The sequence below is a fragment of the Streptomyces sp. NPDC047017 genome (genome assembly GCF_040644175.1).
In the GTDB taxonomy this organism is placed as follows: domain Bacteria; phylum Actinomycetota; class Actinomycetes; order Streptomycetales; family Streptomycetaceae; genus Streptomyces.
This window is the reverse complement of record NZ_JBEYVW010000013.1, coordinates 256,865-266,946: the sequence shown is the minus strand read 5'-3', so window position 1 is coordinate 266,946 and position 10,082 is coordinate 256,865. Positions and strand designations below refer to the sequence as shown.

Genomic DNA, 10,082 nt, shown 5'->3' with positions numbered 1-10,082 from the left:
GGGTCGGGCGGTGTCGGCCGGTGCAGGCGGTGGCGGGGGAAGGGGCGGCGGGGCGGGCGGGCCCCCCTCACACGTCCCGGACCTACCGGTAGTTCACGAACTGCAGTGCGAAGTCGAAGTCCTGGCCCTTCAGCAGGGAGATGACGGCCTGGAGGTCGTCGCGGCTCTTGGAGCTGACGCGCAGCTCCTCGCCCTGGACCTGGGCCTTGACGCCCTTGGGGCCCTCGTCGCGGATGAGCTTGGCCACCTTCTTGGCGTTCTCCTGGGAGATGCCCTCCTGGATGGTGGCGAAGATCTTGTACTCCTTGCCGGAGAGCTGCGGCTCGCCCGCCTCCAGCGCCTTCAGCGAGATGCCCCGCTTGATCAGCTTGGACTGGAAGACGTCGAGGACCGCGTTCACCCGGTCCTCCGAGTTCGCCTCCATGAGGATCTTCTCACCGGACCACGAGATCGAGGCGCCCACGCCCTTGAAGTCGTAGCGCTGCGAGATCTCCTTGGCGGCCTGGTTGAGGGCGTTGTCGACCTCCTGCCGCTCGACCTTCGAGACGATGTCGAAACTGGAGTCGGCCATGTCCTGTGGCTCCTTGTATCGGGGTGTATCGGGGTGTATCGGGGTGTGCCTGCGTGCTGTTCGAGTGCGAACCGGCGAGCGTGGGGGAGCCGCCGGGCCCGGTCACTGGGGCCGGGTCCGCATCCGCCCCAGCCTAGTCATCCGGCGCCCCCGGGGCGCGGATCGATCAGGTGGCGAAGCACCCCCGCGCATCGGGTATTGTTTACGTCGTTGCCACGGAGCACCGCCGAAAAGCGGTTCGAACGGCAGCGAACCCCGGCGGTGTGCCCGAGCGGCCAAAGGGAGCAGACTGTAAATCTGCCGGCTCAGCCTTCCCAGGTTCGAATCCTGGCGCCGCCACACTGGGGAAAACCCCCTCCGACTTGATCGGAGGGGGTTTCTTCGTGTTCGGCGGGAGCGGCCCGACCCCGGGGCGGCGGGGCGTCGCGATGTCAGTGGGCCGGTGCACACTGAACCCATGTCCTCGCGCCGCAGAGCCTGCCCCGTGTGCCGTCGTGAGATCGCCGTCGTCGCCGGACGGTTCGCGCGGCACGATCCGCCCGGTGCGCGCGGCAGCGGCGAGCTGACCTCGTGCCCCGGCTCGCGCCTGCCCGCGCAACTCGGGGCGGCGCAGCCCTCCTTGGACGGGTACGCCGTGCCCGACTTCCCAGGGCAGCTCGCCCTGTTCTGAGTTCCGGCGGCCGCGGCCGCCCCGCTCAGTTGCCCGCCACCGACTTCACCGCCACCGACACCGGCGTCGAACCGCCGACCAGTTCCAGGGTCAGGCCGGCCGTCGCCGGGGTGTCCACCAGTTCCGCCAGGACCGTGGCCACGTCGGCGCGGGGCACCGCGCCGCGCCCGGTGCGGGCCTCCAGCCGGACCTGGCCGGTGCCCGGCTCGTCGGTGAGCGAACCGGGGCGCAGGATCGTCCAGTCCAGGTCCCGCTGGGCGCGGACATGGTCGTCCGCCGCGCCCTTGGCGCGCAGGTACACGTCGAAGACCTCGTCGCCCCGGTGGGCGGCGTCCGCGCCCATCGACGACACGACCACATGACGGCGTACGCCCGCGCGCACCGCCGCGTCCGCGAACAGGACCGCCGCTCCCTTGTCCACCGTGTCCTTGCGGGCCGTGCCGCTGCCCGGCCCCGCGCCCGCCGCGAACACCGCCGCGTCCGCGCCCCGCAGCCGCTCCGCGACCTCCGCCACGGAGGCCGACTCCAGGTCCAGCACGATCGGTTCGGCGCCCGCCGCCCGCAGGTCCTCACCCTGTTCCGCGCGGCGGATGATCCCCGCCACCTCGTCTCCGCGCGCGGCGAGCAGCCGCTCCAGCCGCAGCGCGATCTGACCATGACCACCAGCGATGACAATCCGCATGTCTCCGACCGTACGCCCGGACGGCCGCATCCGCCGCACGACTTCGCCCGCCCGCCCCCCCATGACCCCGCCTGCCGCCTGCCGCCTGCCGCCTGCCGCCTGCCGCCTGCCGCCTGCCGCCCGGCGATCCGCCGCACCCCACCGCCCCACCGCCCGCCCCCCTCAGCGGCGCCGCGTCCCCGAACATCCGCCCGCCGCCCACCCCTTGCCCTTGCCCTTCCCCTTGCCCTCGCCCCCGCCCAGGCCGGGCGCCCCGCTCAGGACAGCTCGCTGCGCCCCTGCCTCGGCAGCCCCAGTTCCACCGACGCCGCCGAGTCGCAGAACTCGCGTAGCGCGCTGGTACGCGCCACCACGCGCCCCCGGTGCACCACGATGCGGCTGTACGCGAGCGACAGCGCCCCCGCGAGCCGGTCGCCGCGCACCGCGAGGAGTTCGGCGGGGAAACCGGCCTCCACCCGCACCTCGGGCAGGCCGAGCGCCGCGCGGGCCGAGGCGCTCACCATGCCGTACGCCTCCTCGGGCCGCAGCCCGTGGCGCGAGGCCAGCAGATAGGCCGCCTCCAGGGGGTCACCGCGCCCCACCGGGTTCGAGACGTCCCGCAGCGCGCCGCTGCCCGCGGCCACCCGCACCCCGGCCGCCCGCAGCAGCCGTACCGGAGCCGTCCCGGGCCCCTCCGCGCCCGCGCAGCCGCCCTGGGGCAGGCACACCACCGTCACCCCGGCCGCGGCGAGCTGGTCGGCGGTGCGGGCGGCGGCCTCGGCGGGCAGCCGGGCGAGACCACCGCAGGGGCTCAGCGTCACCCCGGGGCGCAGCCCGCCCGCCATCGCCGCGATCCGCGCCAGCCGGGCGGGGTCGGTGGCGTCGGTGTGCAGGTCCACGGGGCAGCCGTGCTCGGAGGCGACTTCCAGGACGGCCTCCACGTAGCCGGTCGGGTCGGGGTCCACGTCCGGGCAGCCGCCCACCACGCAGGCGCCCATCTTCACCGCGTCCCGCAGCACCGCGAGGCCGTCCGCGCCGGCCGCCCCGGTCAGCACACGCGGCACCGCCACCGTCGTCAGCTCGGCCAGTCCGCGCAGCGCCCGCCGGGCCCGCAGCACGGCCGTCAGCGCGCCCAGCCCCTGCACGTCGCCCACGCGCACATGCGCGCGCAGCGCGGTCGCGCCGTGGCCGAGCTGGAGCAGCGCGGCCTCGGTCGCCCGGCGCTGGACGTCCTCCGGTTCGTACGACACCGGGCCGTCGGTGTCGCCGGTCAGCGCGGTGTCGGCGTGGGCGTGCGGCTCGGCCGGGGCCGGCAGGAGCAGATAGCCGCCGAGGTCCACGCTCACCGCACCGCCGCACGCGCCGGCCGCGCCGAGGCTCCCGGCCGTGCCGACCGCCTCGATGCGCCCGCCGGCCAGCCGTACGTCCACGGTCCGCCCGTCGGTCAGCCGGGCCCCGCACAGCAGCAGGGTGTCCGGGTCCGGCGGCCCGGACGGTCCGGACGGGCCGGGGGAGGAGGGCGGGTGGGGCGGCGGGGACTGACCGGGGGGCATCGCACTCCAGGTACGACAGGGGGCAGACAGGGGCAGGCAGGGGGCGGGGACACACACGCCGGGCGCGCGGACCGGACGGCGAAGCATGATCACGCAGAGTGCGTCGAGCCTAGGGTGGCCGCCCGCCGGGAGGCGGGAGGAGCGCAATAGTCGTACCGGTGTGGCCGCCCGGCCGGCGGCCGTGGGGGCCGGGCGCGAGGGGCCGCGGAACGGATTTGGGCGAACGGCTGCGGACCGTGTAATGTCTTCCTCGCTCGCCCCAATAGCTCAGTCGGCAGAGCGTCTCCATGGTAAGGAGAAGGTCTACGGTTCGATTCCGTATTGGGGCTCTGGTGTGAGAGGTTCCCGTCGCGAGGCGGGAGCTGATCTCATCAAAGCGGTGTAGCTCAGTCGGTAGAGCAAGCGGCTCATAATCGCTGTGTCACCGGTTCAAGTCCGGTCACCGCTACTGACAGTAGCCGATTGCGGGGTCGGTCCTTCGATCGGCTACTCTTTCTTGCGTTGAATTAGTCCATCCGTTCGTCTTAGGAGCACTCACGTGGCTGCCACCGACGTCCGCCCGAAGATCACGCTGGCCTGCGTGGAGTGCAAGGAGCGGAACTACATCACCAAGAAGAACCGGCGTAACAACCCGGATCGTCTGGAGATGAAGAAGCACTGCCCGCGTTGCAACGCGCACACCGCGCACCGCGAAACGCGATAAATCAGGCTCATTCATGAGGCCGCCCCTGTACCTGGGGGCGGCCTCATGGTGTTTCCGAATCGGTTCCGAACGAGAGCGACACCAGGAGGTTGCGGGCCATGGCGCTCGACCAGTCCTTCGTGGGGCGGACCTACCCGCCCACCGACCCCTACGAGGTGGGCCGGGAGAAGATCCGCGAGTTCGCGCAGGCGGTGGGTGACGACAGCCCCGCGTACACGGACCCGCAGGCCGCCCGGGCGCTCGGCCACCCCGATGTGATCGCCCCGCCGACCTTCGTCTTCGCGATCACCTTCAAGGCCGCCGGAGTGGTCGTCCAGGACCCGCAGCTCGGACTCGACTACAGCCGCGTGGTGCACGGCGACCAGAAGTTCGCCTACACCCGGCCCGTGCGCGCCGGTGACCGGCTGACGGTCACCTCCACCATCGAGGCGATCAAGTCCCTGGCCGGCAACGACATCCTGGACGTCCGCGGCGAGGTGCGCGACGAGGCCGGCGAGCACGTCGTGACCGCCTGGACCAAGCTGGTGGCCCGCGCCGCCGAGGAGGCGGGAGACAACCGATGACGGCCCAGATCGCCTACGACGACGTCGAGGTCGGCACCGAGCTGCCGGCCCGGACCTTCCCCGTGACCCGCGCCACCCTCGTCCAGTACGCGGGCGCCTCCGGGGACTTCAACCCGATCCACTGGAACGAGCGGTTCGCCAAGGAGGTCGGGCTGCCGGACGTGATCGCGCACGGCATGTTCACCATGGCCGAGGCGGTCCGCGTCGTCACCGACTGGACGGGCGACCCCGGCGCGGTCGTCGAGTACGGCGTGCGCTTCACCAAGCCCGTCGTCGTCCCCGACGACGACAAGGGCGCCCTGATCGAGGTCGTCGGCAAGGTCGCCGCCAAGCTCGACGACCGCACCGTGCGGGTCGACCTGACGGTCACCAGCGGCGGGCAGAAGGTGCTCGGCATGTCCCGGGCGGTCGTCCGCCTGGCCTGACGGCGCGCGCACGGCCCCGCGCGGGCCGCGCGCGTACCGACTTCCCAGCGGGGTCTCGCCGGGCTGTCAGCGGGGTCTCGTAGTCTTGGGCGCGTGCAGGAACTCCACGACGCGCCCCTCGCCCCGCTGACCACCTTCCGGCTGGGCGGCCCCGCGACCCGGCTGATCACCGCGGCCACCGACGCCGAGGTGATCGACGCCGTCCGCGAGGCCGACGCCGCAGGCACCCCGCTGCTCGTCATCGGCGGCGGCTCCAACCTGGTCATCGGCGACAAGGGCTTCGACGGCACCGCCCTGCGCATCGCCACGACCGGCTTCGAGCTGAGCGGTACGACGCTGGAGCTGGCCGCCGGCGAGGTGTGGACGGACGCCGTCGCCCGCACCGTCGAGGCCGGCCTCGCGGGCATCGAATGCCTGTCCGGCATCCCCGGCTCCGCGGGCGCCACCCCGATCCAGAACGTCGGGGCGTACGGCCAGGAGGTCTCCGCCACCGTCACCGAGGTCGTCGCCTACGACCGCCGGGCGGGCGAGACGGTCACCCTGACCAACGAGGAGTGCGCGTTCTCCTACCGGCACAGCCGCTTCAAGGGCGCGCCCGAGCGGTATGTCGTGCTGCGCGTCCGGTTCGCGCTGGAGGACGCCGGCGGACTGTCGGCGCCCGTCAAGTACGCCGAGACGGCGCGCGCGCTGGGCGTGGCGGTGGGGGACCGGGTGCCGCTGGCCACCGCCCGCGACACCGTGCTGGGGCTGCGCGCCGGGAAGGGCATGGTGCTGGACCCCGAGGACCACGACACGTGGTCGGCCGGGTCCTTCTTCACCAACCCGATCCTCACCGACGCCGAGTCCGCCGCGTTCCGCGCGCGCGTGCGCGGGCGGCTGGGCGAGGACGCCGAGCCGCCCGCGTACCCGGCGGGCGAGGGGCGCACCAAGACCTCCGCGGCCTGGCTGATCGACAAGGCGGGCTTCACCAAGGGCTACGGCTCCGGGCCGGCCCGGATCTCCACCAAGCACACGCTCGCCCTCACCAACCGCGGCGAGGCGACCACCGAGGACCTGCTGGCCCTGGCCCGCGAGGTGGTGGCCGGCGTCCGTGAGGCCTTCGGGGTGACCCTGGTGAACGAGCCGGTGACGGTGGGCGTGAGCCTGTAGCCGACGCCCCCTCGCGACCTCTCCCGGTACGGGCGCGGGCTCCGAGCGGGTGCGGGGGACCGGTCAGGACCCCTCACAGAGATCGCGTAGGGTCGATCGTCGTTCGACAGGGAGGGGAACACCCATGCGGGACGTACGGGACGTACGAGGCGTACGGGGCGTACGAGGCACAGGCGGCGCGCGGGACCGGCGAGGGGGCCGCACCGCCGCGCTCACGGCCGCCGCGGTCCTGGTGGGCGCGCTCGCCACCGGCTGCAGCTCCGGCGGCGACAGCGGTGACGGCGGTGACGGCGGTGACGGCGGCGGCAAGGCCGGCGGCGGGACACCGGCCGCCCAGGCGACCGCCGCGGTGCGGACCACCCAGACGCTGGCCCCCGACGGCACCACCGTCCGCGTCGGGTCACCGAGTGCGAAGACCGTCGTCCATGTCTACGAGGACCCGCGCTGCCCGGTCTGCAAGGACTTCGAGACCCAGGGCGGCGGCGAGGCCCTGGGCGAGCTGGTCCGCTCCGGCCAGGTGCGGGTGGAGTACACGCTGGCCTCCTTCCTCGACGCCCGGCTCGGCGGCCAGGGCTCCCGGAAGGCCGCCAACGCCCTGCGGGCCGCCCTGGACGCGGGCAGGTTCGCCGAGTACCACGCCCTCCTCTACGCCCACCAGCCCGAGGAGAGCACCGACGGCTACACCGACGCGTTCCTCTTGGAGCTGGCCTCCCGGGTGAAGGGGCTGCGCGGCAAGGAGTTCGACGCGGCGGTCAAGGGCATGAAGTACCGCGGCTTCGTGACCGCCTCCGAGCACGCCTTCGACACCTCCGGGGCGACCGGCACGCCCACCATGAAGGTGGACGGGAAGATCGTCGACCAGAAGCTGGCCCGCGGGATCTTCGACAAGCAGACGCTGCCGCTGGTGATCGCGGCGATGTCCCAGCCCTGACCCGCCCCGCGGACCCGCACGCGGCGTCCCGGCCCGCGCCGGGCCCGGACCCCGTGCCTGCGGCCCCGGGCCCGTCTCAGTCGGCCAGCCAGTCGTCCACTCCCGACAGCAGCTTGGCCCGGACGTCCTCCGGGGCCGCCGAGCCGCGGATCGACTGGCGGGCCAGTTCCGCCAGCTCGGCGTCGGTGAAGGCGTGGTGGCGGCGGGCGATCTCGTACTGGGCCGCGAGCCGGGAGCCGAACAGCAGCGGGTCGTCGGCGCCCAGGGCCATCGGGACACCCGCGTCGAACAGGGTCCGCAGCGGCACGTCCGCCGCCTTCTCGTACACCCCGAGGGCCACATTGGACGCCGGGCACACCTCGCAGGTCACCCCGCGCTCCGCCAGGCGCCGCAGCAGGCGCGGGTCGTCCGCCGCGCGCACCCCGTGGCCCACGCGGTGGGCGTGCAGGTCGTCCAGGCAGTCGCGGACCGAGGACGGCCCGGCCAGCTCGCCGCCGTGCGGCGCCGCGAACAGGCCGCCCTCGCGCGCGATCGCGAACGCCCGGTCGAAGTCCCGGGCCATGCCCCGGCGCTCGTCGTTGGACAGCCCGAAGCCGACCACGCCCCGGTCGCGGTAGCGCACCGCGAGCCGGGCCAGTGTGCGGGCGTCCAGCGGGTGCTTCATCCGGTTGGCCGCGACCAGCACCCGCATCCCCAGGCCGGTGTCGCGCGAGGCCGAGTCCACCGCGTCCAGGATGATCTCCAGCGCCGGGATCAGGCCGCCCAGGCGCGGCGCGTACGAGGTCGGGTCCACCTGGATCTCCAGCCAGCCCGAGCCGTCCTTGACGTCCTCCTCGGCGGCCTCCCGCACCAGCCGCCGGATGTCCTCGGGCTCGCGCAGGCAGGAGCGCGCCGCGTCGTACAGCCGCTGGAAGCGGAACCAGCCCCGCTCGTCGGTCGCCCGCAGCCTCGGCGGCTCCCCGCTGAACAGGGCGTCGGTCAGCGCCTCGGGCAGCCGTACGCCGTACTTGTCGGCCAGTTCCAGCAGGGTGGCCGGCCGCATCGACCCGGTGAAGTGCAGGTGCAGATGGGCCTTCGGCAGCTGAGAGACATCACGTACACGCTCCATCCGCCGATCCTGCCGTATGCGCGCGCCGTCCCGGAAGCCGTTTCCCCGTTAGTGGCCTTGCTCGCACAAACAAATGGGGCGGCCGCCCCCGGACCGAACCGGAGGCGGCCGCCCCACAGGGCAGGCGGACGTCAGTCCCGCGCCTCCGCCAGCAGCTTCTGGAGCCGGCTCACGCCCTCGATCAGGTCCTCGTCACCGAGGGCGTAGGACAGCCGCAGATAGCCCGGCGTGCCGAACGCCTCACCGGGGACGACCGCGACCTCGGCCTCCTCCAGGATCAGCGCGGCCAGCTCGACGCTGTCCTGCGGGCGCTTGCCGCGGATCTCCTTGCCGATGAGCGCCTTCACCGACGGGTAGGCGTAGAACGCGCCCTCGGGCTCCGGGCAGAGCACCCCGTCGATCTCGTTGAGCATCCGCACGATCGTCCGGCGGCGCCGGTCGAACGCCTCGCGCATCTCCGCGACGGCCTCCAGGCCGCCGGAGACGGCGGCCAGGGCGGCGGCCTGGGCGACGTTGGAGACGTTGGAGGTGGCGTGCGACTGGAGGTTGGTCGCGGCCTTGACCACGTCCTTCGGGCCGATCACCCAGCCCACCCGCCAGCCGGTCATGGCGTACGTCTTGGCCACGCCGTTGACGACGACGCACTTGTCGCGCAGCTCGGGCAGGAGCGCCGGCAGGGACACGGAGACCGCGTCGCCGTAGACCAGGTGCTCGTAGATCTCGTCGGTCAGCACCCACAGGCCGTGCTCCACGGCCCAGCGGCCGATCGCCTCGGTCTCGGCCTCGGAGTACACCGCGCCGGTCGGGTTGGACGGGGAGACGAACAGGACGACCTTGGTGTGCTCGGTGCGGGCGGCCTCCAGCTGCTCGACCGTGACCCGGTAGCCGGTGGTCTCGTCGGCGACGACCTCGACCGGGACACCGCCGGCCAGCCGGATCGACTCCGGGTACGTGGTCCAGTACGGCGCCGGGACGATGACCTCGTCGCCCGGGTCGAGGATCGCGGCGAAGGCCTCGTAGATGGCCTGCTTGCCGCCGTTGGTGACCAGGATCTGCGAGACGTCCGGCTCCCAGCCGGAGTCACGCAGCGTCTTCGCGGCGATCGCGGCCTTCAGCTCGGGCAGGCCGCCGGCCGGCGTGTAGCGGTGGAACTTCGGGTTCCTGCACGCCTCGACCGCGGCCTCGACGATGTAGTCCGGAGTCGGGAAGTCGGGCTCACCGGCGCCGAAGCCGATCACCGGACGCCCGGCGGCCTTCAGGGCCTTGGCCTTGGCGTCCACGGCGAGGGTGGCGGACTCGGAGATCGCGCCGATGCGGGCGGAGACCCGGCGCTCGGTGGGAGGGATTGCAGCGCTCATGCCGTCCATCGTTCCAGACCGCGAACGACCGGGGCACACGGGTTTCACGGACTGAACAGGACCGGCTCAAGCCCTGAACAACCGTCCGAATCCGCTCCCCGGCCAGGAGATCTTCCGGCCCGCGGCGCCCGGGAGGCCGTTCAAGACCATTTTCTGTTCGACGCCCGGCCCCGGACCACGTACACTCTCACCTCGTTGGCCTTCAGCAGCCGCCGCACCCGGTGCGCACCGGGCATCCGGTCGGATGCGGTACGTTGGGGGACACACAAAGGGTCGTAGCTCAATTGGTAGAGCACTGGTCTCCAAAACCAGCGGTTGGGGGTTCAAGTCCCTCCGGCCCTGCTACACACACCTTCGCCAGGATGTGTGCGCATGTACGTACAGCAATGC

The 10,082-nt window shown here is 73.0% G+C and carries 11 protein-coding genes and 4 tRNA genes; 10 read left to right on the top strand and 5 right to left on the bottom strand.

The genetic code is table 11. The features are described 5' to 3' along the window. Positions 1–82: 82 nt before the first annotated feature. Positions 83–571 carry a YajQ family cyclic di-GMP-binding protein gene (locus tag ABZ858_RS22940; RefSeq protein WP_361381489.1) on the bottom strand — a complete coding sequence of 163 codons (489 nt, stop codon included), beginning with the start codon at positions 569–571 and terminating at the stop codon, positions 83–85. A 257-nt stretch (positions 572–828) separates the two neighbouring features. Between ABZ858_RS22940 and ABZ858_RS22935 the strand changes: the two genes are divergently transcribed. Next, a tRNA-Tyr gene (locus ABZ858_RS22935) sits at positions 829–910 on the top strand. Positions 911–1,028: 118 nt separating this feature from the next. Beyond that, complete coding sequence (locus tag ABZ858_RS22930) at positions 1,029–1,241, top strand: hypothetical protein (protein WP_361381487.1); 213 nt, start codon at positions 1,029–1,031, stop codon at positions 1,239–1,241. Positions 1,242–1,266: 25 nt separating this feature from the next. Here the strand turns inward: ABZ858_RS22930 and ABZ858_RS22925 are convergent, their stop codons facing one another. Both ABZ858_RS22925 and ABZ858_RS22920 read right to left on the bottom strand, forming a co-directional pair. Then, positions 1,267–1,923, bottom strand: coding sequence for an SDR family oxidoreductase (locus ABZ858_RS22925; RefSeq protein ID WP_361381485.1), 657 nt, complete (start codon positions 1,921–1,923; stop codon positions 1,267–1,269). Between the two features lie 257 nt (positions 1,924–2,180). After that, positions 2,181–3,455, bottom strand: coding sequence for an amidohydrolase family protein (locus tag ABZ858_RS22920; RefSeq protein ID WP_361381482.1), 1,275 nt, complete (start codon positions 3,453–3,455; stop codon positions 2,181–2,183). Positions 3,456–3,711: 256 nt separating this feature from the next. On the opposite strand from ABZ858_RS22920, the gene ABZ858_RS22915 reads away from it, so the two are divergent. The 7 genes from ABZ858_RS22915 (at position 3,712) to ABZ858_RS22885 (ending at position 7,226) form a co-directional block, all read left to right on the top strand. Further along, positions 3,712–3,784, top strand: a tRNA-Thr gene (locus tag ABZ858_RS22915). 46 nt (positions 3,785–3,830) lie between these two features. Then, positions 3,831–3,903 (top strand) — tRNA-Met (locus ABZ858_RS22910). Positions 3,904–3,993: 90 nt separating this feature from the next. After that, the gene (gene rpmG / locus ABZ858_RS22905; RefSeq protein ID WP_003948671.1) at positions 3,994–4,158 is read left to right on the top strand and encodes a 50S ribosomal protein L33; all 165 of its coding nucleotides are present in this window, start codon (positions 3,994–3,996) and stop codon (positions 4,156–4,158) included. A 98-nt stretch (positions 4,159–4,256) separates the two neighbouring features. Further along, entirely contained in the window at positions 4,257–4,721 is a 465-nt protein-coding gene (locus ABZ858_RS22900) for a MaoC family dehydratase N-terminal domain-containing protein (protein ID WP_361381479.1), read from the top strand. Beyond that, on the top strand, positions 4,718–5,146 hold the full coding sequence (locus ABZ858_RS22895; RefSeq protein ID WP_361381476.1) for a MaoC family dehydratase: 429 nt from the start codon (positions 4,718–4,720) through the stop codon (positions 5,144–5,146). Before ABZ858_RS22900 ends, ABZ858_RS22895 begins: the two co-directional genes overlap by 4 nt. A gap of 93 nt (positions 5,147–5,239) precedes the next feature. Beyond that, positions 5,240–6,295 (top strand): UDP-N-acetylmuramate dehydrogenase, encoded by a 1,056-nt coding sequence (locus ABZ858_RS22890; protein ID WP_361381473.1) that lies wholly within the window; start codon positions 5,240–5,242, stop codon positions 6,293–6,295. 124 nt (positions 6,296–6,419) lie between these two features. Then, positions 6,420–7,226 carry a thioredoxin domain-containing protein gene (locus tag ABZ858_RS22885; protein ID WP_361381470.1) on the top strand — a complete coding sequence of 269 codons (807 nt, stop codon included), beginning with the start codon at positions 6,420–6,422 and terminating at the stop codon, positions 7,224–7,226. 76 nt (positions 7,227–7,302) lie between these two features. Here ABZ858_RS22885 and ABZ858_RS22880 read toward each other — a convergent pair whose 3' ends face one another. After that, entirely contained in the window at positions 7,303–8,334 is a 1,032-nt protein-coding gene (locus tag ABZ858_RS22880; RefSeq protein ID WP_361381467.1) for an adenosine deaminase, read from the bottom strand. 131 nt (positions 8,335–8,465) lie between these two features. Further along, on the bottom strand, positions 8,466–9,692 hold the full coding sequence (locus tag ABZ858_RS22875) for a pyridoxal phosphate-dependent aminotransferase (protein WP_361381464.1): 1,227 nt from the start codon (positions 9,690–9,692) through the stop codon (positions 8,466–8,468). 269 nt (positions 9,693–9,961) lie between these two features. Here ABZ858_RS22875 and ABZ858_RS22870 point away from each other — a divergent pair. Further along, a tRNA-Trp gene (locus ABZ858_RS22870) sits at positions 9,962–10,034 on the top strand. Positions 10,035–10,082 lie beyond the last annotated feature (48 nt).

Bases quoted from the DNA above. Each gene is read 5' to 3' on its own strand.
- ABZ858_RS22920 (WP_361381482.1), bottom strand. From the start codon at position 3,455: ATGCCCCCCGGTCAGTCCCCGCCGCCCCACCCGCCCTCCTCCCCCGGC.
- ABZ858_RS22940 (WP_361381489.1), bottom strand. From the start codon at position 571: ATGGCCGACTCCAGTTTCGACATCGTCTCGAAGGTCGAGCGGCAGGAG.
- ABZ858_RS22895 (WP_361381476.1), top strand. From the start codon at position 4,718: ATGACGGCCCAGATCGCCTACGACGACGTCGAGGTCGGCACCGAGCTG.
- ABZ858_RS22925 (WP_361381485.1), bottom strand. From the start codon at position 1,923: ATGCGGATTGTCATCGCTGGTGGTCATGGTCAGATCGCGCTGCGGCTG.
- ABZ858_RS22875 (WP_361381464.1), bottom strand. From the start codon at position 9,692: ATGAGCGCTGCAATCCCTCCCACCGAGCGCCGGGTCTCCGCCCGCATC.
- ABZ858_RS22900 (WP_361381479.1), top strand. From the start codon at position 4,257: ATGGCGCTCGACCAGTCCTTCGTGGGGCGGACCTACCCGCCCACCGAC.
- ABZ858_RS22880 (WP_361381467.1), bottom strand. From the start codon at position 8,334: ATGGAGCGTGTACGTGATGTCTCTCAGCTGCCGAAGGCCCATCTGCAC.
- ABZ858_RS22930 (WP_361381487.1), top strand. From the start codon at position 1,029: ATGTCCTCGCGCCGCAGAGCCTGCCCCGTGTGCCGTCGTGAGATCGCC.
- ABZ858_RS22885 (WP_361381470.1), top strand. From the start codon at position 6,420: ATGCGGGACGTACGGGACGTACGAGGCGTACGGGGCGTACGAGGCACA.